Below are 23,014 nucleotides of genomic sequence, written 5' to 3'. Positions count from 1 at the left end.
AGCTGATAGCTGATAGCTGATAGCTAAAACGCCTACTTTTCATTCGCTATGCTTGCTTAATCCGCTATCTGACCAAATAATTGCCCCCTAGACTCGACTATCATAAATATTAGGTTATAATGCCGCGTCTATTGTTTAACATAGTGCCCGAAGGGCAGAGCAGCATTGGTATCTTATAGTGAAGATGGGGTTGATAAGTCGCTTAAATGACTTTAAACGTGCCAAAACGCATAGTGATTACCGTGTTTGTAAGGAAGGCGAACAGTCGCCAAAATTGAAGATTGAGGTATATCATGCAAGTTTCTGTTGAGACGACTCAAGGCCTTGAGCGCCGTCTGACCATCACCGTTCCTGCAGAGAACGTTGAGACCGAAGTAAAAAAACGCTTACAACAACTGTCTAAAACCCAGCGTATTGATGGTTTCCGTCCTGGTAAAGTACCAACGTCTGTAATCAACAAACGTTACGGTGGCGCAGTTCGTCAGGAAGTTGCTGGTGAATTAATGCAACGTAATTACATCGAAGCAATCGTTTCTGAAAAAATTAACCCAGCTGGCGCACCAACATTTGCTCCTAAAGCACTTGAAGCGGGTAAAGATTTAGAGTTCTCAGCAACATTTGAAGTTTACCCTGAAGTTGAAGTTCAAGGTTTAGATAAAATTACTGTAGAAAAACCAGCTGTATCAGTTACTGATGAAGATTTAGCAAACATGCTAGAAACACTTCGTAAGCAACATGCATCATGGGCTGAAGTTGATGTGGCTGCTGGCGAAAAAGACCGTGTAACGGTTGATTTCGTAGGTACTATCGACGGTGAAGTATTTGAAGGCGGAAAAGCTGAAGACTTCCCATTAGAACTTGGTCAAGGTCGTATGATCCCAGGTTTTGAAGATAACATCGTAGGTAAAAAAGCAGGCGAGGAAGTTGTTTCTGACGTAACTTTCCCTGAAGATTACCATGCTGAAAATCTTAAAGGCAAAGCAGCTCAATTCACTATCACAGTGAAGAAAGTTGAAGCGCAAGAGCTACCTGAACTTAGCGAAGAATTCGCAACTAAGTTTGGTGTAACTGAAGGCGGTGTTGACGCTCTTAAAGAAGAAGTTAAAAAGAACATGACACGTGAACTTGACCAAGCGGTTAAAGCTAACGTGAAAGACCAAGCAATTAAAGGTCTTTTAGCTAACAACGAAATCGAAGTGCCTAAAGCCCTAGTAGATCAAGAAATTGATGCACTACGTCAACAAGCTGCACAACGTTTTGGTGGCGACGCTAAAAACATGCCTGAGCTTCCAGCAGAATTGTTCCATGAACAAGCAGTAACACGCGTTAAGACTGGCCTATTATTAGGTGAAGTAATTAAAGCGAACGAGATCAAAGTTGATGATTCAAAAGTTGAAGCATTAATTGCAACAGTGGCTTCTGCATACGAAGATCCAACTGAAGTTGTAGAATACTACAAAGCAAATGATCAACTTATGCAACAAATGCGTAATGTAGCAATGGAAGAGCAAGCTGTTGAAGCTATTTTAGCTAAAGCAAATGTGACTGACGTTGAAAAAGCATTTGATGACATCATGAATCCACAGCAAGGTGCTTAATAAGTCATTGACTTAAGCCCTCGCTAACGATTAAATGGCTCGTGTTACTCTGTATTATGCAGTGTGCCCGAGCCATTTTAGTTTGTGGCCTTCAATTTCGCCAAAAAATAACTATGCTTCCTTATAATAAGGATAAGTATAAGCGCATAAGGAATTAGATAAATATGAACACTGGTATTACAGATCCACTCAATGCATTAGTACCTATGGTTGTTGAACAAACAGCGAAAGGCGAGCGCTCGTATGATATTTATTCGAGACTATTAAAAGAGCGAATCATTTTTTTAACAGGTCAAGTTGAAGACAACATGGCTAATCTGATCTTAGCGCAAATGCTATTTTTAGAATCAGAAAACCCAGAAAAAGATATCTTTTTATATATTAATTCGCCGGGCGGTTCAGTGACTGCGGGTATGGCGATTTATGACACTATGAATTTCATTAAACCAGATGTAAGCACTATTTGTGTTGGCCAAGCGGCGAGCATGGGGGCATTTTTATTGACTGCTGGTGCAAAAGGTAAACGTTATTGTTTACCTAATTCACGCGTGATGATCCACCAACCATTAGGCGGTTTCCAAGGTCAAGCATCTGATTTTGAAATACACGCCAAAGAAATTTTGTCTATTAAAGATAAACTAAACCGTTTAATGGCAGAGCATACCGGCCAACCATTAGATGTGATTTCAAAAGATACAGACCGTGATAACTTCATGAGCGCCAGCCAAGCTGTTGATTATGGTTTAGTTGATGCGGTATTTACTAGTCGCGACAGCAAGTAACAAATACAAGCTGGTAACTAACGGTGCTAGCTTGAGCTGTTTACACTGTGAAAACCAATATTTTTTGGTATAGTTAAGCGTATTAAAATAGCTGCTAAGTAGTTTGGCAGCCAACGAATAAGATGAGGTAGCTGAATGTCTGACACTCCTACAGACGGCGACAAAAGTAATAAATTGTTATACTGCTCTTTTTGTGGCAAAAGCCAGCATGAAGTTCGTAAGTTAATTGCTGGCCCTTCAGTATACATTTGTGATGAATGTGTTGAGCTATGCAACGACATTATCAGGGAAGAGATCAAAGACATTGCGCCAAAGCACAATACCTCTGATAAACTGCCTGCACCAAAAGAAATTCGTAATCATTTAGATGATTATGTTATTGGTCAAGATCACGCCAAAAAAGTACTGTCAGTAGCGGTTTACAATCACTACAAACGTTTGCGTAATCAAACCGGTAAAACGGATATTGAGTTAGGCAAAAGTAATATCTTACTTATTGGCCCAACCGGCAGTGGTAAAACATTATTAGCTGAAACGTTAGCGCGTTTATTAGATGTGCCGTTTACAATGGCCGATGCAACCACACTAACTGAAGCTGGTTATGTGGGCGAAGATGTTGAAAACATCATTCAAAAGTTGCTACAAAAATGTGATTACGATGTAGAAAAAGCGCAACGTGGTATTGTTTATATTGATGAGATTGACAAAATTTCACGTAAATCTGATAACCCGTCGATCACTCGTGATGTATCTGGTGAGGGCGTGCAACAAGCACTGCTTAAACTAATTGAAGGTACTGTGGCATCTGTGCCACCACAAGGCGGACGTAAACACCCACAGCAAGAGTTTTTACAGGTAGACACCTCTAAAATCTTATTCATCTGTGGTGGCGCATTCTCTGGTCTTGATAAAGTGATCGAGCAGCGTAGCCATAAAAATACCGGTATCGGTTTTGGGGTTAACGTAAAAGAATCTGCGGCGAGCCGTTCTTTAAGTGAAACATTTAAAGATGTTGAGCCAGAAGATTTAGTAAAATATGGTTTGATCCCAGAATTCATCGGTCGTTTACCTGTTGTGGCAACGTTAACTGAACTCGATGAGTCGGCTTTAGTGCAAATATTAAATGAGCCTAAAAACGCCTTAACGAAACAGTACGGCGCATTATTTGGTATGGAAGACGTTGAACTTGAATTCCGTGATGATGCACTGCGTGCTATCGCTCATAAAGCGATGGAGCGTAAAACAGGTGCCCGTGGTCTTCGTTCAATCGTTGAAGCGGTGTTACTCGATACTATGTACGAACTTCCTTCAATGGAAAACGTCAGTAAAGTCGTGATTGACGAAACCGTGATCAAAGGTGAATCAGATCCTATTTTGATTTATCAAAGCGCTAGCCAAGATAAAGCAGCGTCTGAGTAAAATTTACTCATTTTGATAATAAAAAGGAGCCTAGTGCTCCTTTTTTTATAATTTATTTAATCCAGTTGCGTTAAATTGTTGAACTTTACTTAGGTTATCCCCATATACTTGAGTAATCTTTAAAATAAATGAAGAGCGAAGAGAAAAATAATGACGCTTGAGAGAACAGATCGAGTCGAAATCCCGGTGCTAGCACTGCGCGATGTCGTGGTATATCCGCACATGGTGATCCCGCTTTTTGTAGGCCGTGAAAAATCAATAAAATGCCTTGAAGCGGCAATGGATAAAGACAAACAAATTTTCCTTGTTGCGCAAAAAGACGCGACCGTGGATGAGCCTGAGCAAGATGATATTTACCGTGTTGGTACCATAGCCACGGTATTACAATTGCTTAAACTACCTGATGGCACAGTCAAAGTACTGGTTGAAGGCACACAGCGAGCAAAACTAGAAAGCTTTATTGATAATGAAGACTTTTTTGTTGCTAATGCGCAGTTTATTGGTTCAGAAGAAATCGATGAGCAAGAGCAAGATGTATTTATTCGCAGTGCCATCAGTCAGTTTGAAGGCTATGTAAAGCTAAATAAAAAAATACCACCAGAGGTGTTAACCTCGGTCAGTGGCATTGATGAAGCGCCGCGCCTTGCCGATACTATGGCAGCGCACATGCCGCTGAAAGTGCCTGAAAAGCAAAAAGTACTCGAAATCACCAATGTTACAGAACGTCTTGAATATTTAATGGCGTTGATGGAAGGTGAAATTGATTTACTGCAAGTTGAGAAAAAAATTCGTACCCGCGTTAAAAAGCAGATGGAAAAGTCGCAACGTGAGTATTACCTCAATGAGCAAATGAAAGCCATTCAAAAAGAATTAGGCGAGCTTGACGACGTACCAGATGAATTCGAAGCACTGAAAAAGCGCATTGAAGAATCAGGTATGAGCAATGACGCGCAAGAAAAAGCGAACTCTGAACTTGCTAAGCTTAAAATGATGTCGCCGATGTCGGCAGAAGCCACGGTTGTGCGTTCATACATAGACACATTAATTAATGTGCCATGGAAAAAACGTTCGAAAGTGAAAAAAGACTTAGCGGGCGCACAAAAGATTTTAGACAGCGACCATCACGGTCTTGATAAAGTCAAAGAACGCATCATTGAATATCTCGCCGTGCAACAGCGTACCAATAAACTCAAAGGGCCAATTTTGTGCCTTGTGGGTCCACCGGGTGTTGGTAAAACGTCATTAGGTCAATCGATTGCTCGCTCTACAGGGCGTAAGTATATTCGTATGGCATTAGGTGGTGTTCGTGATGAAGCAGAAATTCGTGGTCACCGTCGTACTTACATAGGTTCAATGCCAGGTAAGTTGATTCAAAACATGAGTAAAGTGGGCGTTAAAAATCCATTATTCTTGTTAGATGAAATCGATAAAATGTCATCAGATATGCGTGGCGATCCTGCATCGGCACTGCTTGAAGTACTTGATCCGGAGCAAAATAGCCATTTTGCGGATCATTACTTAGAAGTCGATTATGACTTATCTGACGTAATGTTTGTTGCTACATCAAACAGCTTTAACATTCCTGGTCCGTTATTGGATCGGATGGAAGTGATCCGGTTATCGGGTTATACCGAAGATGAAAAGCTGAATATTGCCAAAGAGCATTTAATTGTTAAACAAGTTAAGCGCAATGGCTTAAAAGATGGCGAATTAATCATCGAAGACAGTGCAATCATCGGCATTATTCGTTATTACACCCGTGAAGCGGGCGTACGTAACTTAGAACGCGAAATATCTAAGTTATGCCGTAAAGCGGTGAAGAATATCTTGCTTGAAAAAGGCACTAAAACAGTCACTATTAACGCTGACAACCTTGAAGATTTCTTAGGTGTGCAGCGCTATGATTATGGTAAAGCTGAAGACGGCGATCGCATTGGCCAAGTTACAGGTTTAGCGTGGACTGAAGTGGGCGGTGATTTGCTGACCATCGAATGTGCCGCAGTACCAGGCAAAGGTAAACTAAGCTACACCGGGTCACTAGGCGATGTAATGCAAGAGTCGATTCAAGCAGCTATGACAGTTGTACGTAATCGCGCTGATGCATTTCGTATTAACAGTGATTTTTACGAAAAACGTGATATTCATGTTCACGTACCTGAGGGGGCAACTCCAAAAGATGGACCAAGTGCTGGCGCCGCGATGGTAACAGGTTTGGTATCAAGTCTTACAGGTAACCCGGTACGTGCTGATGTGGCGATGACGGGTGAAATCACCTTACGTGGTGAAGTATTACCAATTGGTGGCTTAAAAGAGAAACTATTAGCCGCTCATCGCGGTGGAATTAAAACGGTCATTATTCCAAAAATTAACGAACGTGACTTAAAAGAGATCCCTGACAATGTATTGGCAGGACTTGATATTCACCCAGTTACGTGGATTGATGAGGTTTTAAAACTGGCTTTAGTACACCCAGTTGAGAGTTTTTCAGTCGAAACATCAAAAAACCAGTAAAAAAGCGAAAAAAAGTGCTTTAAAGGGCTTTTCAAATCTAGATGGTATGATAAGTTAAGCACTGGTTTTCAAGCCGAGGCCTTATGTGGCCTAGGCTGAAGAAAAATTACAATCGTATGAGCATGAAAAAGTTTGCTCTAAAATTTTCAAAATAGTGATGTTAGTTTAAAAAACAATCGCTCTTGATAATAACAATGAAAGAGGATGATATTGTGAATAAATCTCAATTAATCGATCAAATCGCAGCTGATGCTGACATTTCTAAAGCGGCTGCGGGTCGTGCACTTGATTCATTCATCGAGGCTGTTTCTGGCGCTCTTAAAGATGGCGATTCAGTAGCATTGGTTGGTTTCGGTACTTTCTCAGTACGTGAACGTGCTGCACGTTCAGGCCGTAACCCACAAACAGGCGAAACAATTCAAATCGCTGCAGCGACTATCCCAGCTTTTAAAGCAGGTAAAGCGCTTAAAGATGCATGTAACAGCTAATCACTGCTCTTTAGTGAGTTAGTTTGGTAGTGTAAGAAGTTAATCGCTTTTACAGCTTAATTAACGTTCTTTCTCGCCAACTGCTTCAAGTAAAAAAGCGTATCTGGTAAGATACGCTTTTTTTACATAAGCAAGGCGATTTCTGCCTCGAATAGAATAGAGATAAATAAATGCTTGAGAAAATCAGAGAAGGTTCACAAGGACCGGTAGCTAAAATTATTTTAGGCGCGGTGATTTTATCTTTTGCCTTAGCAGGGATCGGTGGTTACTTAGGTCAAACCACAGAGCAGCCCGTAGCTGAAGTAAATGGAGTTAAAATTAGCCAAACCGAGTTTAGCCGTGCGTTCCAAAATGAACGTGCACGTTTAGAGCAACAATTTGGCGAATACTTTGCACAAATTGCTGCTGATCCAAATTACATGGCACAAATTCGTCAAGGCGTCGTTGACCGTCTAGTACAACAAGAATTGCAAACTCAACTAGCGGCCGAACTTGGTTTACGTGTTAGTGACGACAGTGTTCGTAAAGCGATTTTAGAATTGCCATACTTCCAAATTGGTGGGCAATTTAACAACGATCGTTACTTACAAGTTATCCGTCAAATGAACTTCCAACCTGACGCATTTCGTGAATATTTACGTGAAGAAATGACCCGAAGCCAGCTAATTTCAGCGGTTGCAGGCACCGATTTCGCTCTAAATAGCGAATTGGCTAATGCCGTTGCGCTACAACAGCAAACGCGTAGTATTGACTATGTCGTGATCAGCAAAGAGTCTTTACAGCAAAACGTGACGGTAACAGAGCAAGAAATTGCCGATTACTATGACCTAAATATGTCGCAGTTTTTAGCGCCTGAGCAAGTATCAGTAAACTACATTGATTTAAATGCAGCTAACCTAACACTTGAAACTCATGTTAGCGAAGCTGACGTTAAAGCATATTATGATCAAAACAAAGCACAATACGCCGAACCTGAAAAGCGCCGTGTGTCGCATATCTTAATTGATAACAGTGAAGACGATGATGCAGCAAAAGCCAAAGCAGAAGACTTGTTAGCACAATTACAACAAGGCGGTGACTTTGCAGCGTTAGCAGAATCATCATCTGATGATATCGTTAGTGCTGAAATGGGCGGTGATTTAGATTGGATCGAACGTGACATGATGGATCCTGCTTTTGAAGATGCGGCATTCGCATTGGCAAACAAAGGGGATTTTTCAGACGTTGTACAATCTGAGTTTGGTTACCATATTATTCAGTTAACTGATATTCAGAGCCAACAAGTAAAAGCGTATGACACTGTTAAAGCTGATTTACGTGCTGAGCTTGAGCGTACTGAAAAAGTAAATGCATTCTATGAAAAGCAAACAGAAATGGGCGCTATTGCATTTGAAATTTCAGATACCTTAGTTGATGCTGCAGAAGTTGCCGGTGTTGAAGTACAAACAACAGCATTAGTTGACCGTAATTCTCTACCTGCGCCGCTTAATACACCAGCGGTATTAGCTGCAATCTTCTCACCAGATGTGCTTGAAGATAAAATGAACTCTGAGGTTATCGAAGTGGGCGATGAGCATGTTGTGTTAGTGCGTGTTAAAGAGCATGTACCAGCTGCAACAAAAGCACTTGCTGATGTATCAGAGCAAATTGAAGCACGTTTAGTTAGTGAAAAAGCATCAGAGCTTGCGAAAGAAAAAGCAACAACGCTGTATGCTGAGATTGAAGCTGGCAAGAGCTTAAATGACCTAGTAACTGAGCAAAGCTTAGAACTTCGTCAAGAAGCGGCACTAACCCGTCAAGCTTACACTGTTTCGCCTGCAATCGTTCAACATGCCTTTAAAATGGCACACCCAACTGACACACCAGTAGTTGAAAAAGTTGACCTAAACAACGGTGACGCGGCAATCGTAGCACTTAAAACAGTGACTAACGCTACTGTTGAAGGCGAAATTGACGCACAGCTTAAGCAAAATATTACTATGGCCCAAGTTAACAAAAACTACATGGTATTCATTGAAGCTTTAAAAGCAAATGCAGAATTAAACTTACCTAAAGCGCAAGCCGCCACAGAGTAATGCTTAATTAAATAATGAAAAGGCGCCATTGGCGCCTTTTTTTATTTTTTAACAGGCAGATATCTGAGTTCAAGTATAAATAAATTCCCCCCCAATCTACCGAACCTATTTTGATTACTTTTTAGCAGACTTAGTATAAGCTCAATAGCATTACCTCTATATTATTAAGGGAACATCATGAAATTCGAGCAGTTATTAAATAACTTTGATATGGGTATCTGTGTTGAACAGTTACAAAAAGAATCACTGTTAGACCTTGCGTTATTATTTGTCGCTGTTGATGGCTCTATTGCACAAGAAGAGTTGAGAGTCGTCGAAACCTGGGCACATAAAATTGAGTGGAATTCTGTCATTGCTCTTGATAACTATATAATTGATATGACAAGCAAATGTGTTTTGGCAGTGCAAAGTGGTGACATCGAGTCATTTATTCAGCATCGAATGACACATATTGTCGATCAATCCATGAGGGAGTTTGTATTAGAGCTGCTTAAACAAGTCATTGAAGCTGATGGTATTACCGATGAAAATGAAATTAAAGCGTTAAAAATTGTTGAATCATTAATCCAACCGGCTTAACGGGTATATTTCTGTTTCTGCGCGGGACATCTCGCGCTTATACCATTGAGTAACGGCATAAAAATATTTTATTGCTATATATCAAAACTTTGCATTGTCGGTTGTTTTAATTATTCACAAAGAGGTTAAGAAACGTTACGCTTAGAAGAAGATATTAAATACTCACAAAAGAGTTAGAGATTAGACATTTTTGTGCCATGAACGGGCATTAAAGTGACTTGTTATATGTTCGCTTTTAGCAGTTTGGGTTTCGTTGCTATCAAGCCAACCAACGCGATAAATTTAATGCCGAGCTACTCTGGCTTTTCCTAGAATCTAGCACCTATACAATTCTTTTCGCTAAAACTTACCGCTTAAAGTTCTACCTTCAGCAACTTAGCAACTTCTGAGTGACTTTTGATTGTGGCTTTTGGAATACATCCTCTGTTCTACCGTATTCAACAATTTCACCGTGATCGAGTACTACAAGTTGATCGCTGATGTGGCGTACTAAACTTAAGTGGTGAGTGATCAAGATATAACTGAGACCCGTGTCCTGTTGAAGCTTGAGTAGCAGGTTGACGGTTTGTGCGCGTACAGAAGGGTCCAGAGATGATAATGCTTCATCAAGTACTACAACCTTAGGGTCGAGTATTAATGCACGTGCTAGAGCGACACGTTGCAGCTGACCGCCACTAAACATATGTGGGTAGTAATACTGATGGTCGTTTAATAAACCTACTTTAGACAGTGTTGCGGTGATTTTTTCAGCGCGAGTTACTTTATCCAAAGAAGTATTATATTGCAGGCAATCGTCGAGCATATCGCCGATCGTTAAACCTGGGTTTAGCGAGGCTTCGGAGTCTTGAAAAATCATTCTAATATGGCGGCATTGCTGATCGCGAACGCCTTTGTTTTCGATGATGTTGCCATCGAGTAGGATTTGCCCAGCATCTGCGCTGTCTGCTCCAGCGAGTAATTTTGCTAGGGTACTTTTACCTGAGCCAGTTTCGCCAATAATAGCCAGTGTTTCACCTTGCTCTAAACAAAACGAGATGTTTTTTAATACCTCAAAACGCTTACGTGAAAATAACCCTGCACGCAGGTTAAAGCTTTTTGACAAGGCTTGCACTTTTAACAGAGGTTGCATTATTTCATCACCTTAATGAGAGGGAAATGACACGCATAACTATGACCATGTTGTTTAGTTAAAGGCGGTGTTACCACACAAGCTTTTTGTGCCTGCGGACAGCGAGGACCAAGGCGACAGCCTATAGGTAAATGCTGTAAGGTTGGGATTGTCCCTTTTAGTGCATAAAAAGGTTCTTTATGGGCAAGCCCTTGCTCATAATCCGGTAAGCTTTTTAATAATGCTTGTGTATAAGGGTGGCGAGGCTGGGCAAAAATACGCTGGGTTGGACCTGCTTCAACCATTTGCCCGCAGTAAAGTACATGCATGCAATGAGACCAATTAATGATTTCTTCAAGTTCATGGGAGATCATTAAAATTGACATGTTTTTAAGTTGATTTAAACTTTTTAATAACCGGAATACCTGTGCTCGTGTGGTACTTTCAAGAGCTGTAGTTGGCTCATCGGCAATCAGTAACTTAGGTGTACGAGCAATGGCCATAGCAATCATGACCTTTTGACAAACGCCTTCTGAGAGCTCGTGAGGATAGCTCGATAGTACTTTTTCGTGATCTTTAATGCCCACTTTGTGGATCAGCGCTTTTACTCGGTCCTTACGTTCACGGTTTCGCTTTAAGAAAAACCCGGAGCCTGTTATTTCTGGGAGCGTTTCGGCTATTTGCTCAAATATTTTTGCGGTAGGATCAAGACAACGACTAGGATCTTGATAAATCATTGCGATGTCACTGCCTACAATTTTACGCCGTTGTTCGCTTGATAAGCGCATTAGATCCACACCGCGCCAATGCATACGGTCGGCGGTGATGTGCCAGCGTTTATTTAATACACCCACAATGGCTTTAGCAATTAAGCTTTTACCTGAGCCAGATTCGCCCACTAATGCATGTACTTCACCTTCTTTGAGGCTCAAGTTCACTCTATCTACGGCGCGAATAACGGTATCAGAGGTGCGCAGCTCTATGGTCAGATTTCGTATATCAAGTAATTGCATTTAGTCAGCCTTACGTGCTTTGAGCACTTGGCGTAGCCCGTCGCCCACTAAGTTGGTCGACAGCACCGCTAAAAAGAGTAATACACCAGGCAAGCCAACGGTCCAAGGTGCTAAATAAATTAAACCCAGATTTTCAGCTAAAATTGCACCCCACTCTGTGGTTGGTGGTTGTGCCCCTAGTTTTAAAAAGCCCAAAGCGGAAATATCTAAAATAGCGGTTGATAATGCCATAGTAAAAATAACCACAATATGCTCATAAATATTTGGAAAAATCCCTCTGGAGAGAATATGCCAGTTCGATGCGCCATCAAGTTTAAATGCAGTAATGTAATCTTTATTAAGCTCAGTGACGATGAGGTTACGCACCGAGTGAATAAATTGCGGTAATAGCGCTAAAATAATTGCCCACACGGTATTCATCAGGCCTGGGCCTAATATCGCAATAATAATAATCGCTAATAATAAAGACGGTATTGATAAGGTTATATCAAGTAGATGATTTAAAAAGCTTGAGCGAATACCTCGGCTAATGCCGGCAAATGTGCCTACTAACACACCTATGATGGTGGTGATCAGCGCAGCAATGACTGATAAGCCAAAGGTATAAGTTGCGCCATTCATAAGCCGTGAGAGTACATCGCGACCTAAGTCGTCAGTACCGAGTATAAAACGTACATCGCCCATTTCATGCCACGATGGAGGAATAAGTAACGCATCACTGTGTTGCTGGTTTACCCCATATGGTGCAATCAGTGGTGCAGCCGCAGCTAAAATAGCAAAGGCGATAAAAATCCATAACCCCACTAAGGCAGGGTGATTGGATTTAAATTTGCGCCAAAATCGCGCTAATGGCGATTTGTTTGACTCTTCTGAAAATAAATTAAACTTTGCCATGCGCTTGATTCCGTGACAGCGGGTCGAACAAGGTATAGGTTAATTCTGCAATAATAGTCGCCAGAATTACAAACATCGATACCGCTAATAAGCCACCTTGAATAGCAGGGTAGTCTCGTTGATAAATACTATCAATTAACCAACGGCCAACACCTGGCCATGAAAAAATCACCTCGGTGATCATCGCCAGAGTGATCAAGGTACTAAACTGCAAACCAATTTGTTTTATAACCGGTAATAAGGCATTACGTAAGGCATGATGCATAATTAATTGGGCACGGTTTAAGCCTTTGGCTCGGGCAGTTTTAATAAAACTTTGCTCAAGCACATGCAACATTGACTCTCGTGTAAAGCGCACTAATACAGTGGTAGGGTACATTGCCAGAACAATGGTCGGCAGGGTTAAATGATGCAGAGCATCAAGCATTGCCAGACCAGAATAAGGAAAGTCTGCTAATACAATATCAATCAAAATAAAGCCAGTTTGGGAGGGGATCTCGTACAGTAAGCCCATTCGCCCTGACATCGGGAACCAACCTAGTTGTAATGAGAACACCATGATCAGCAGCAAAGCTAACCAAAATACCGGCATTGAGTAGCCCACTAATGTCGTGGAGTTAACCAGTTTATCTGGCCAGCGCCGATGATAGGCCGCCGCCAAGATACCTGCCGGAACGCCAACCACAACAGAAATAATTAACGCATAAATACTCAGCTCTAACGTGGCTGGGAATAGCTCGATAATATGAGTAAATACGCTGTCGCCCGAAGCGAACGACACGCCCCAGTCGCCTTGCACAATACGCGCAATAAAAGCAAAATATTGCATTAAATAATTATCGTTAAAGTGATATTTTTCTTGTAGTTCACTGGTTTGTGAAAAACTGGTATTACTGATACCACTTAAATTACTAAGCGGATCGCCGGGAAATAAATAACTGAGTGAAAATGTAAATACACTCAAGGTAAACATCATAAATAACAGTAAGCCTAAACGACGTAAAATATAATTTAACACCATTATTTTTTCCTCGCGTTGGCTAAGGAAATTGCGCCAAATGGGCCAAGTGGAATACCTTCTACATCGGCACTACTTGCTTGAAAACGCATACCGTGGGCAAGTGGTAATAAAGGTAGTTCACGCACTATCATCGCTTGTGCTTGTTGATAATAGGCTTTTCGTTTGGCTAAATCGGTGGTATCAAGCGCTTGTGTCAAGAGTAAGTCAAACTCAGGATCACACCAATTCGCAGGGTTTTTACCACTAAATGCCGCGGTGCAACTGAGTAGCGGGCTAAAAAAGTTATCTGGATCCGGTGTATCTGCAGCCCAACCTAATAACACGCTGTCATGGCGGTGTTCGCCTATGCGTTGAATAAAGGTGTTCCACTCATACTCAACGATACTGACGTTTACACCAATTTTTCGTAAATCGCTTTGCATTAGCTCGGCCATTTTACGTGCGTTAGGATTATAAATTCGGCTCACTGGCATAGCCCAAATGGTCATATCAAAGCCATTAGGAAGGCCAGCCTCAATAAGCAGTTTTTTAGCTAGATCAGGGTTAAATCCGGGTAGTTTAGCTTGTGGTTGATATGCCCATGATGTTGGCGGTAATAACGATTGCGCACGAATACCGTTGCCGTAATAAACTGCTTGCATGATTTTTTCAACGTCAATGGCATGGGCCAGTGCTTGACGTACTCTTAAATCGTCAAATGGTGGGCGCTCGGTATTAAACGCCCAATAACCTACATTAAGATTGGTTTCTTTTTGTACGTTAATGTCGTCGCGTTGGGCTAAAATACTTAACTGTGCGCTACTTGGGTGTGCGGTTACATCGCACTCTTTAGTGAGCATTTTTGCAATTCGGGTGGTGCCATTTGGGGTGATGTCGTAAACCAACTGCTCCAGCACTACATGGTGTTTCCAATAGTCAGGATTACGATAATAACGTACTAAGTGATCGCGACGATACTCTTTATAAACATAGGGGCCAGTACCAACAGGGTATTGATCAAAAAGATTAACTTGGTCGCGCTGTTTTAATTGCATGGCATATTCGCGAGACAAAACCACTGCAAAATCAGTTGCCATATTGGCTAAAAAGCTGCTTTCGGCATTAAATAATTCAAAGCGCACTTGGTAGTCGGACACGCGAACAATTTGCCGAATTAGCTGGTCAATGCCGACACTTTGAAAATAAGGGTAATTGGCATCCCCAACAAAGTGATAAGGATTATACACATCGAATAAACGGCTAAAGGTAAAGATTACATCATCAGCGTTAAACTCTCTGCTTGGGGTAAAGTATGCAGTAGTATGAAACTTCACTCCTTTGCGCAAGGTAAAGGTAACTGACTTGCCGTCTTTACTTATTTTCCAGTCAGTGGCCAGTTCACTTTTAAATTCAGCAGTCACGGGATCGATACTGATCAAACGGTCATACAATTGATTTGCAATAATATCGATCGTCGAACCTGTGGTCGTCACTTGGGGATTGAACGACACAGGGTTAGCCTCAGCGCAATAAACTAAGCCCTGATTCTTTTCTTCTAGTGTTTTTTCTTTGGTATCTAAGCAACCCGTTAGGCATACCGTTAAGATACCAAGTAATAATTTATACACTCGTTTAGCCTCTGACTATTATTGTTGATCTAACAAGTTGTATTTTTTCAAATAGCCTCGTAGTTGATGATACGTTAAACCAAGTACTTCTGCAGTTTTCTTTTGATTAAATTGACTATATTCAAGCGCTTTTTTTATTAAATCAATTTCAAATTCATTTGAGAGGTCTTTTAAGCTACATGGAAACTGAAATTGCGGGGTACTTGTTGCAACTATCGGTTCATTGGCGACAACTGCAACAGGAGCTGCTTCTACGGCTTTAGTGGGGAGTTTTTTAATTCGTTGCTTGGGTCTAAAGCGGCTTTCAAATGGGTCTAAAATAATCTGGTGAACGGGAATATGTTCACTGCCATGGCGATATAAACTTCGTTCCACGACATTTTTAAGTTCACGTATATTACCTGGCCAATCATGCCCTTGCAGTATTTCCACAGCACTGCGGGTGAAACCACTGAATAGTTGCCAGTCCAAATCACGGGCCATATTCATCGCAAATTGCTCAGCGAGTAACATGATGTCTTCCTGACGTTCGCGCAGTGGCGGTAAAGTGATTACATCAAATGCGAGCCTGTCGAGTAAATCGCTTCTAAATTCACCTTGCTCGGCTAAATAAGGAAGGTCTTCATTGGTTGCGCAGACTAAGCGAGTATCGACCTTGACGGTTTGTTTGCCACCGACTCGCTCAAATTCACCGTATTCAATTACCCGTAATAGTTTTTCTTGCACCATGGCAGAGGTATTTGCTAGTTCGTCTAAAAATAGCGTACCGGCATTGGCACGTTCAAAGCGTCCTTCGTGGCGTTTACTTGCGCCGGTAAAGGCACCACTTTCATGGCCAAACAATTCGCTTTCAAGCAAGTTTTCGTTAAGTGCCGCGCAGTTGAGCTTAATGTAGCTTTGCTCCCAGCGCTTTGATAAAAAGTGTAAACGGGCGGCGATCAGTTCTTTACCTGTGCCACGTTCACCAATAATCAGTACTGGTTTATCTAAACTTGCCAGCTGTGAAACTTGATCAAGTACCGCTAAAAAGCTGTCTGATTGGCCGAGTAAATTATCTTGTTGGCGAAATTGGCTCATATTCCCTAACTCTTAGTCATTTTTACTAACAGTTAGTGTATTTCATAATTAGGGAGAACTAAAGGAATTTGTATTTTTAGTTTAACATTATGAAAATATTACTGTATTTTATGTTTTATAAAGTTGGCAAGCATATTGTAACAGTAACAGCAGACCAATTAAGTTAAACACTACAGAGGTAAATGTTATGGGAATTTTTTCGCGTTTTGCAGATATTGTTAATTCTAATATCAATGCCATTTTAGATAAAGCAGAAGATCCTGAAAAAATGGTACGTCTGATCATCCAAGAGATGGAAGACACATTAGTTGAAGTACGTTCAACCTCTGCGAAAACATTAGCAGAGAAAAAAGAATTAGTACGTCGTGTCGATACATTAAAAGAGCAAGTCGCTCAATGGCAAGATAAAGCCGAGCTGGCATTGAGCAAAGACCGTGATGATCTAGCCCGTGCTGCATTGCTTGAAAAGCAAAAGTCAGCACAAGCGGTTGCTGCTGTTGAAGATGAACTCAGTCACATAGAATCTCACATTGATAAGCTGCAACAGGAAGTAAGTACGCTACAAGACAAGTTAGCGGATGCAAAAGCACGTCAAAAAGCGATTATTTTACGTCAACGCTCAGCTGAGTCACGCCTAGAGGTGAAAAAAGCATTAGACAGCTCTAAAGTTGAAGATGCATTAAATCGCTTTGAGCGCTACGAAACTAAGATTGATGGACTAGAATCACAAGTAGAATCGTACGACTTAGGCAAAAAGTCATTGGCTGATGAAATTGCTGAGTTACAGCAAAACGAAAAAATCGATGATGAATTAGCAGCACTTAAAAAGAAGCTTGCTGATAAATAAAGATAATAAATAAAGGGGGAGTCATCCCCCTATGCTTGATAAATTAATGGATGTGTAGGAGAGGGTTATGTTTGATGCAGAAGTGTTTGTTGCTCCAATTATCATTTTTATGGTTGTGGTAGCACCCCTTTGGTTAATTTTACATTACCGAAGTAAAAAGCAAGTAAGCCAAGGCTTGAGCGAACACGAACACCGCCAGTTACTTGAGCTTGCTCAAAAAGCAGATAAAATGGCTGACCGAGTAGAAACTTTAGAAGCACTACTTGATCAAGAGGCCCCACAGTGGAGGCGTAAGGTATGAGTGCTAAACGTGAACTGCTAAGAGATCCTGCACGTGGTAAAATAGCCGGTGTATGTGCAGGGCTCAGTGATTATTTCAATATGGAATTGTGGTTAGTACGTATTATCGTAGTAACGGCAGTGTTACTAGCTGGTGGCCCGTTGTTTGTTGTGGCTTACATCGCAGCGTGGTTTATTTTAGATAAAAAACCTGCCAATGCACAAAGCAAAACTGATGCGGCAAAACACGAAGATCCTCTTGAAGTAAAATTTAAAGTATGGCAAAAAGGTGAGCCACCACGTCGTGCTTTACAAGATTTAAAAGACCGTTTGGGACGTGTTGATATACGTTTACAAGATATGGAACGTTATGTTACTTCAACCGAGTTTACGGTTAGCCGTGAAATCAATAAGCTGTAAAGGACTTAATAGCACTTTAGCCACCTAATTTATAATGGCGCTGAAGTGCTAGCTCATTATGATAAACACTTCATCTGCAAAAAACGCCTTTAATAAACTCAAAGGTAAGGCTGAAAAAGCTGTTCACCGTAGTTTAGATCAACACGTAAAATTAGCGGTAACTGGCCTCAGTGGCAGTGGTAAAACCGCTTTTATTACCGCTTTAGTAAAGCATTTAACCAGCCAAGCAACAGACAAAAACTTACCGTTTTTTGATGTTATGCAGCAACAGCGCCATATCGCCACAAAAATAGTGCCACAACAAGCGCTGACCATTCCTACATTTGATTACCCTAAAGCCCTGAGTGCTTTATTGCCGCTTGAAGGGCAACCACACTGGCCTGCATCAACCGAGCGCATAAATACTTTACGTCTAGCAATTAAATACCGGAGTGACGCAGGCTTACGTGGTCACTTTGCACCGCAATCAACCTTGTATTTAGACATTATTGATTACCCCGGTGAGTGGCTGCTTGATTTACCCATGCTAGAGCAAAGCTATCAACAGTGGAGTGAGCAGCAATATGCATTACTACAACGCTCGCCTCGGGTTGAAAAGTCGCAGGCATTTTTAACTGCACTGAGCGAGCTTGATTTAACAGCACCAGTAGATGAAAGTGCGCTAAGCGCTATTGCTACGCACTATCAAACACTGTTAGTGAGTCTTAAAAAAGACACTAAATTGGCGATGCTACAACCTGGACGCATGCTGATGCCAGGTGAATTACAAGGTGCACCGTTATTACTGTTTTTCCCAGTTGCGCAGGCTAATGATGAGATGGTTGCAGGGTCTAACTTGGCGCACTTGCAAAAGCGCTTTAATGCTTATGTGAAAGAAGTGGTTAAGCCATTTTATACACAACACTTTCGCAACTTTGATCGGCAAATAGTGCTTGTTGATGTGCTCAGTGCGCTCAATGAAGGGCCTGAGACGTTGCAAGAGCAAGGAGATGTGATCAAACAATTACTTGCGCATTTTAACTATGGCGAAACTGGCTTTTTAAAACGCTTGTTTAAACCCAATATAGATAAACTATTGTTTGCTGCGAATAAGTCAGATCATATTAGTAGTGCACACCATAAAGATTTAGCGCTGTTGTTGGACTCATTAGTGCACGAGCAAAGTAATCACTTAAAATTTGATGGCGTTAAAATAGAAACTATGGCGATGTCATCTATTACGGCAACCATGCCAAAACAAGTGGTTGAGCAAGGTAAAACCCTCAATTGTATTTATGGTAAGCCGTTATCAGAGTCGCAATGGTTGACCTACTTACCACCGCAGCCACCAATGCGCATGCTCAATAAAGATGAGTGGCCAAGCCATGGTTTTGAGTTTTTATCGTTTGCACCAATGCCAAGTCCAGACAAGCAACTAAAACACATTCGTTTAGATCATGTCATGCAGTACCTTTTAGGAGACAAACTAACATGAGCAAGACCGCTTCAGGCTTTCAAGCCGGCAGACGTATTGATACTAGTGAACAGCCAATAGACAATGAACTTACCTTGACCCCAGCTAAAGTGATCGATCAAGGGGAGTATGAATATGAGCACGTTATCGATGAGCCCCAAGATGAAGAGATTGATTTAACCCCTGTTTATAAAAAGTCAAAATGGCAAACTCTGAAAGGGGTGTTTGCGATTAGCTTTATAACTTTAGTGTTAGCTGAATTTATATTTTCTATGGTTGTGACATTTCAGCAATCCATCATCTTAGGCAGCGTATATTTAATTGCAGTGCTCAGTGGCGTGTTGTTATTGGGGCGCTTGTTATGGCGCGAATATAGAATGTTGCGCAGCTTAAAGCGCAATCAATTACATCGTCATGAAGCGGATCGCTTGCTCAATAGCGAACAGGTTGGTGGGGCACTACCTTGGCTTGAAAAACTCAATAAACATCAGCAGTTAACCGGCTTTGATGAGTTTAAAGCAAGCATTGATAGCCATCATAGCGATAAAGAGATCATGACCTTGTACGCCGATAGTTTGTTAGTGAAACAAGATACTCAAGCTAAAAAGCTGATCAACCGTTTTGCCACTGAATCAGGCTTGTTAGTGGCATTAAGTCCATTAGCGCTGGTGGATATGATGGCAGTGCTTTGGCGGGGCACAAAACTGATTGAGCAAATAGGTAAGATTTACGGTATCGGATTTGGTTATGCTAGCCGGATCAAGCTCTATCGTATGTTGATCAAGCAAGTGATGTTTGTTGGCAGTGCTGAGTTAGTATCGGATTTAGCTGCTACAGCGCTCAGTGCTGAATTACTAGGTAAATTATCAGGACGTGCAGCACAAGGCTTAAGCGCGGGTATATTTACCGCACGCATTGGTTATAAAGCGATGGAACTAAGCCGTCCTTTACCACGACTTGAGCATAAGCGCAGCTTGCTTAAAGGTACTGCGCAATTGATTGCCAGCAAAATTATGAGCCGCAAAGCTTCGCCGTCAGGAGCTGGCACGAAAGAAACGAGCTGACAATAAATCTGTACAGTGGTGAACGGCCACTGTACTAACTACATCCAAATTTATAGCCATCTGAGCATCTGGCATGCTTGTGCTTTATCCTGCGATACGTTTTGATTATGGGATCAATAATAATCAAAAAAGATCAGACAATGAACAAACTCCACATCGACAGCCAATGTATCCATGGACCAGAAAAAGCCAATGATCCGCATGGTGCACTTACTGCTCCTTTATACCAAACTTCAACGTTTCATTTTAGCAGTGCCGCGCAAGGTGCAGCACGTTTTGCTGGTGAAGAACCGGGCTATATTTATACCCGTTTAGGTAACCCGACGACGACAGAGCTTGAACAAAAAGTCGCACAACTTGAAAGTTGCGAAGCCGCTGCAGCAACAGCCACAGGAATGGGCGCGGTTTCTGCATCGGTATTAAGTTTTTTATCGCAAGGCGATCATTTAGTCGCATCAAGCGCTTTGTATGGCTGTACGTTTGCTTTCTTCGCACATATGTTGCCGCGTTGGGGGATTGAAGTGACGTTTGTAGATATGACCGATGAGCAGCAATTACGCGATGCAATTAAACCAAATTCAAAAATGATTTTTGCCGAAACCCCAGTTAATCCAACTATGGCGGTAATTGATTTAGCGTTAATAGGACAAGTGGCAAAACAACACAATTTGATCAGTGTAATAGATAACACCTTTCTCACGCCGTTACTGCAAAAGCCAATTGATTATGGCATTGATTTAATTGTTCACAGTGCTACTAAATATTTAAATGGTCACGGTGATGTTGTGGCTGGTTTGGTGTGTGGCAGTCAAGAGCACATTACATTAATTAAAATGACCGTACTTAAAGATATTGGTGCAACAATCAGTCCACACGATGCATGGCTTATTAATCGTGGTTTAAAAACCTTAGCGATACGAATGCAGCGTCATTGTGAAAGTGCGCAAATTATTGCTGAATTTTTAGAGCAGCATCCCCAAGTTAATACCGTTTATTACCCCGGACTTGCATCTCACCCAGGGTTTAAGTTTATCGGTAAGCAAATGAAAGCCTCTGGTGGCGTTATTGCCTTTGAATTAAAAGGCAGCCTAAAAGATGGCGAGCAGTTTATTAATAATACCCAATTGTGCACACTCGCCGTGAGTTTAGGAGACGCCGAAACACTCATTCAACATCCGGCATCGATGACTCATTCACCGTATTCACCCGAAGAAAGAGCAGCTGCGGGTATTAGCGATGGTCTGATCAGACTATCTGTTGGCCTTGAAGATGTTAACGATATAATTAACGACCTTAACCGCGCTTTTACTTTTATTGTATAGGCTGTAAATTTAATCTTACAATTTACATTGCTTCTAGCCCTTTAAAAATAGCACTGTAAACTTTTTGATCTTAAGGTGTAATGTTTGGTGTACAAAAGGCGGTTTGGTGCTAATAGCTGATATTGTCTCAGCTATTAAACTTTGCCTTACATTTGCTTAGTATCTCCTTAACAGGTTGACACCGATATCGGTTTAACACTAAGAAGGTTATTATGGCTAAAGCAAGTAAATACACCTCCAAGACACCAGATGAAAATGGCGTTATCCATTGGAGCGAAGCAGAAAATAAAATATGGTCAGAACTAGTCGCACGCCAACTAAAATGTATTGCAGGCAAAGCTTGCAATGAATACATGGAAGGGCTTGAAAAAATAAACCTGCCTCATGACCGTATTCCGCAGTTAAGTGAGCTTAATGAAGTATTACTAGCGACTACCGGCTGGCAAGTTACGCCTGTGCCAGCTTTAATCGACTTTGATGAATTCTTTCGTTTATTAGCAAATAAGCAATTTCCAGTCGCAACCTTTATTCGTAGCCGTGAAGAGTTTGATTACCTGCAAGAACCTGATATTTTTCATGAAATATTTGGTCATTGTGCAATGCTTACTAATCCTGATTTTGCCAAGTTTACGCATAAATATGGCCAGTTAGGTTACGCTGCCGAGAAAAAAGATCGGGTTTACCTTGCCCGTATGTATTGGTTTACGGTTGAGTTTGGCCTAATGCAAACAGATGATGGCCTGCGTATTTATGGTGGCGGTATTTTATCAAGTCCAGGTGAAACACAATACGTGTATTCAGATAAGCCCGAGATCAACCCGATGAATGTATTGGATGTATTACGCACGCCGTACCGAATTGATATTATGCAGCCTTTGTACTACACCATTAATTCTATCCATGATTTATTTGATATTTCACAGCTGGATATTATGGCGTTAGTTGCGCAAGCAAAAGAATTAGGGTTACATGACCCAAAATTTCCTCCTAAAGAAAAATTAGCAAGTTAAGGATTTAAGATGTCATCATTAAGCGCACAAAAATGTGAAGCCTGTCACGTAGACGCTCCACAAGTATCAGATATCGAGTTAGCTGAATTAATTAAAATGATCCCAGATTGGGTGCCTGAAGTACGCGACGGTATTATGCAATTAGAGCGTGTTTATAAATTTAAAAACTTTAAACAAGCCATCGCTTTTACTAATAAAGTAGGTGATATGGCTGAAGATGAAGGCCATCACCCGGGCTTGCTAACAGAGTGGGGCAAAGTAACGGTAACGTGGTGGAGCCATTCAATTAAAGGCTTACACAAAAATGATTTTATTTGCGCTGCCAAAACAGATGAAGTTTTCGCTGCTCTATAAATAAAACACAGCAATTGTTCTGCCCAAAGAACATGAAAGGCGCTTAATTAGCGCCTTTTTTATTGTTTTAAGCTTTGGTTATTACATTTTATA

General features: G+C 41.3%; 21 protein-coding genes. 15 read left to right on the top strand and 6 right to left on the bottom strand.

Features of this window, described 5'->3' with window-relative positions:
- Positions 1 to 293 precede the first annotated feature (293 nt).
- The 7 genes from tig to H5203_RS18715 all read left to right on the top strand — a co-directional run bounded on the left by tig (position 294) and on the right by H5203_RS18715 (position 9,452).
- Complete coding sequence (gene tig / locus H5203_RS18745) at positions 294 to 1,598, top strand: trigger factor (protein WP_145241468.1); 1,305 nt, start codon at positions 294 to 296, stop codon at positions 1,596 to 1,598.
- A gap of 164 nt (positions 1,599 to 1,762) precedes the next feature.
- Positions 1,763 to 2,380, top strand: coding sequence for an ATP-dependent Clp endopeptidase proteolytic subunit ClpP (clpP, locus tag H5203_RS18740; protein WP_145241466.1), 618 nt, complete (start codon positions 1,763 to 1,765; stop codon positions 2,378 to 2,380).
- Positions 2,381 to 2,515: 135 nt separating this feature from the next.
- A complete protein-coding gene (clpX, locus tag H5203_RS18735; protein WP_145241464.1) occupies positions 2,516 to 3,799 on the top strand; it encodes an ATP-dependent protease ATP-binding subunit ClpX in 1,284 nt (427 codons plus the stop codon).
- Positions 3,800 to 3,949: 150 nt separating this feature from the next.
- Entirely contained in the window at positions 3,950 to 6,310 is a 2,361-nt protein-coding gene (lon, locus tag H5203_RS18730) for an endopeptidase La (RefSeq protein ID WP_145241462.1), read from the top strand.
- Positions 6,311 to 6,495: 185 nt separating this feature from the next.
- Positions 6,496 to 6,798: an HU family DNA-binding protein gene (locus H5203_RS18725; protein ID WP_301562686.1), complete on the top strand. Its 303-nt coding sequence runs from the start codon at positions 6,496 to 6,498 to the stop codon at positions 6,796 to 6,798.
- A 170-nt stretch (positions 6,799 to 6,968) separates the two neighbouring features.
- Positions 6,969 to 8,873, top strand: a complete 1,905-nt coding sequence (gene ppiD / locus H5203_RS18720; protein ID WP_182820094.1) for a peptidylprolyl isomerase — start codon at positions 6,969 to 6,971, stop codon at positions 8,871 to 8,873.
- A gap of 177 nt (positions 8,874 to 9,050) precedes the next feature.
- A complete protein-coding gene (locus H5203_RS18715; protein WP_145241457.1) occupies positions 9,051 to 9,452 on the top strand; it encodes a hypothetical protein in 402 nt (133 codons plus the stop codon).
- A gap of 367 nt (positions 9,453 to 9,819) precedes the next feature.
- Here the strand turns inward: H5203_RS18715 and H5203_RS18710 are convergent, their stop codons facing one another.
- From H5203_RS18710 to pspF, 6 genes are read right to left on the bottom strand one after another with little or no spacing between them, the layout of a single operon-like run.
- Positions 9,820 to 10,581: an ATP-binding cassette domain-containing protein gene (locus tag H5203_RS18710; protein WP_145241455.1), complete on the bottom strand. Its 762-nt coding sequence runs from the start codon at positions 10,579 to 10,581 to the stop codon at positions 9,820 to 9,822.
- Positions 10,581 to 11,573, bottom strand: a complete 993-nt coding sequence (locus tag H5203_RS18705) for an oligopeptide/dipeptide ABC transporter ATP-binding protein (RefSeq protein WP_145241453.1) — start codon at positions 11,571 to 11,573, stop codon at positions 10,581 to 10,583. The genes H5203_RS18710 and H5203_RS18705 overlap by 1 nt, the downstream gene beginning before the upstream one ends.
- Positions 11,574 to 12,467 carry an ABC transporter permease subunit gene (locus tag H5203_RS18700; RefSeq protein ID WP_145241450.1) on the bottom strand — a complete coding sequence of 298 codons (894 nt, stop codon included), beginning with the start codon at positions 12,465 to 12,467 and terminating at the stop codon, positions 11,574 to 11,576.
- Positions 12,454 to 13,488: an ABC transporter permease subunit gene (locus tag H5203_RS18695; RefSeq protein ID WP_145241448.1), complete on the bottom strand. Its 1,035-nt coding sequence runs from the start codon at positions 13,486 to 13,488 to the stop codon at positions 12,454 to 12,456. The genes H5203_RS18700 and H5203_RS18695 overlap by 14 nt, the downstream gene beginning before the upstream one ends.
- Positions 13,488 to 15,095: an ABC transporter substrate-binding protein gene (locus tag H5203_RS18690; protein WP_145241446.1), complete on the bottom strand. Its 1,608-nt coding sequence runs from the start codon at positions 15,093 to 15,095 to the stop codon at positions 13,488 to 13,490. Before H5203_RS18690 ends, H5203_RS18695 begins: the two co-directional genes overlap by 1 nt.
- A gap of 18 nt (positions 15,096 to 15,113) precedes the next feature.
- Positions 15,114 to 16,172, bottom strand: coding sequence for a phage shock protein operon transcriptional activator (gene pspF / locus H5203_RS18685; RefSeq protein WP_145241444.1), 1,059 nt, complete (start codon positions 16,170 to 16,172; stop codon positions 15,114 to 15,116).
- 187 nt (positions 16,173 to 16,359) lie between these two features.
- On the opposite strand from pspF, the gene pspA reads away from it, so the two are divergent.
- From pspA to H5203_RS18645, 8 genes are all read left to right on the top strand, one after another.
- A complete protein-coding gene (gene pspA / locus H5203_RS18680; RefSeq protein WP_145241442.1) occupies positions 16,360 to 17,019 on the top strand; it encodes a phage shock protein PspA in 660 nt (219 codons plus the stop codon).
- Positions 17,020 to 17,086: 67 nt separating this feature from the next.
- The gene (pspB, locus tag H5203_RS18675) at positions 17,087 to 17,320 is read left to right on the top strand and encodes an envelope stress response membrane protein PspB (protein ID WP_145241440.1); all 234 of its coding nucleotides are present in this window, start codon (positions 17,087 to 17,089) and stop codon (positions 17,318 to 17,320) included.
- On the top strand, positions 17,317 to 17,718 hold the full coding sequence (gene pspC, locus H5203_RS18670) for an envelope stress response membrane protein PspC (RefSeq protein WP_145241438.1): 402 nt from the start codon (positions 17,317 to 17,319) through the stop codon (positions 17,716 to 17,718). The genes pspB and pspC overlap by 4 nt, the downstream gene beginning before the upstream one ends.
- Positions 17,719 to 17,776: 58 nt before the next feature.
- Positions 17,777 to 19,192 carry a YcjX family protein gene (locus H5203_RS18665; RefSeq protein ID WP_220491307.1) on the top strand — a complete coding sequence of 472 codons (1,416 nt, stop codon included), beginning with the start codon at positions 17,777 to 17,779 and terminating at the stop codon, positions 19,190 to 19,192.
- Positions 19,189 to 20,235 carry a TIGR01620 family protein gene (locus tag H5203_RS18660; RefSeq protein ID WP_182718140.1) on the top strand — a complete coding sequence of 349 codons (1,047 nt, stop codon included), beginning with the start codon at positions 19,189 to 19,191 and terminating at the stop codon, positions 20,233 to 20,235. The genes H5203_RS18665 and H5203_RS18660 overlap by 4 nt, the downstream gene beginning before the upstream one ends.
- A 140-nt stretch (positions 20,236 to 20,375) precedes the next feature.
- Positions 20,376 to 21,557: a methionine gamma-lyase gene (megL, locus tag H5203_RS18655; RefSeq protein WP_145241434.1), complete on the top strand. Its 1,182-nt coding sequence runs from the start codon at positions 20,376 to 20,378 to the stop codon at positions 21,555 to 21,557.
- Positions 21,558 to 21,769: 212 nt separating this feature from the next.
- Positions 21,770 to 22,567 carry a phenylalanine 4-monooxygenase gene (phhA, locus tag H5203_RS18650; RefSeq protein ID WP_145241432.1) on the top strand — a complete coding sequence of 266 codons (798 nt, stop codon included), beginning with the start codon at positions 21,770 to 21,772 and terminating at the stop codon, positions 22,565 to 22,567.
- 9 nt (positions 22,568 to 22,576) lie between these two features.
- The gene (locus H5203_RS18645; RefSeq protein WP_145241430.1) at positions 22,577 to 22,921 is read left to right on the top strand and encodes a 4a-hydroxytetrahydrobiopterin dehydratase; all 345 of its coding nucleotides are present in this window, start codon (positions 22,577 to 22,579) and stop codon (positions 22,919 to 22,921) included.
- Positions 22,922 to 23,014: the final 93 nt, after the last annotated feature.

It is taken from the genome of Pseudoalteromonas sp. SG41-1 (assembly GCF_014164575.1).
GTDB lineage: Bacteria > Pseudomonadota > Gammaproteobacteria > Enterobacterales > Alteromonadaceae > Pseudoalteromonas > Pseudoalteromonas rhizosphaerae.
This window is presented reverse-complemented; position numbering and strand designations above follow the sequence as displayed.

Excerpts from the sequence above, each read along its gene's own strand:
- clpP (WP_145241466.1), top strand. The coding sequence starts at position 1,763 with ATGAACACTGGTATTACAGATCCACTCAATGCATTAGTACCTATGGTT.
- ppiD (WP_182820094.1), top strand. The coding sequence starts at position 6,969 with ATGCTTGAGAAAATCAGAGAAGGTTCACAAGGACCGGTAGCTAAAATT.
- H5203_RS18645 (WP_145241430.1), top strand. The coding sequence starts at position 22,577 with ATGTCATCATTAAGCGCACAAAAATGTGAAGCCTGTCACGTAGACGCT.
- H5203_RS18715 (WP_145241457.1), top strand. The coding sequence starts at position 9,051 with ATGAAATTCGAGCAGTTATTAAATAACTTTGATATGGGTATCTGTGTT.
- pspF (WP_145241444.1), bottom strand. The coding sequence starts at position 16,172 with ATGAGCCAATTTCGCCAACAAGATAATTTACTCGGCCAATCAGACAGC.
- lon (WP_145241462.1), top strand. The coding sequence starts at position 3,950 with ATGACGCTTGAGAGAACAGATCGAGTCGAAATCCCGGTGCTAGCACTG.
- H5203_RS18695 (WP_145241448.1), bottom strand. The coding sequence starts at position 13,488 with ATGGTGTTAAATTATATTTTACGTCGTTTAGGCTTACTGTTATTTATG.
- phhA (WP_145241432.1), top strand. The coding sequence starts at position 21,770 with ATGGCTAAAGCAAGTAAATACACCTCCAAGACACCAGATGAAAATGGC.
- H5203_RS18700 (WP_145241450.1), bottom strand. The coding sequence starts at position 12,467 with ATGGCAAAGTTTAATTTATTTTCAGAAGAGTCAAACAAATCGCCATTA.
- pspC (WP_145241438.1), top strand. The coding sequence starts at position 17,317 with ATGAGTGCTAAACGTGAACTGCTAAGAGATCCTGCACGTGGTAAAATA.
- tig (WP_145241468.1), top strand. The coding sequence starts at position 294 with ATGCAAGTTTCTGTTGAGACGACTCAAGGCCTTGAGCGCCGTCTGACC.
- pspB (WP_145241440.1), top strand. The coding sequence starts at position 17,087 with ATGTTTGATGCAGAAGTGTTTGTTGCTCCAATTATCATTTTTATGGTT.
- H5203_RS18665 (WP_220491307.1), top strand. The coding sequence starts at position 17,777 with ATGATAAACACTTCATCTGCAAAAAACGCCTTTAATAAACTCAAAGGT.
- clpX (WP_145241464.1), top strand. The coding sequence starts at position 2,516 with ATGTCTGACACTCCTACAGACGGCGACAAAAGTAATAAATTGTTATAC.
- H5203_RS18705 (WP_145241453.1), bottom strand. The coding sequence starts at position 11,573 with ATGCAATTACTTGATATACGAAATCTGACCATAGAGCTGCGCACCTCT.
- H5203_RS18660 (WP_182718140.1), top strand. The coding sequence starts at position 19,189 with ATGAGCAAGACCGCTTCAGGCTTTCAAGCCGGCAGACGTATTGATACT.
- pspA (WP_145241442.1), top strand. The coding sequence starts at position 16,360 with ATGGGAATTTTTTCGCGTTTTGCAGATATTGTTAATTCTAATATCAAT.
- H5203_RS18710 (WP_145241455.1), bottom strand. The coding sequence starts at position 10,581 with ATGCAACCTCTGTTAAAAGTGCAAGCCTTGTCAAAAAGCTTTAACCTG.
- megL (WP_145241434.1), top strand. The coding sequence starts at position 20,376 with ATGAACAAACTCCACATCGACAGCCAATGTATCCATGGACCAGAAAAA.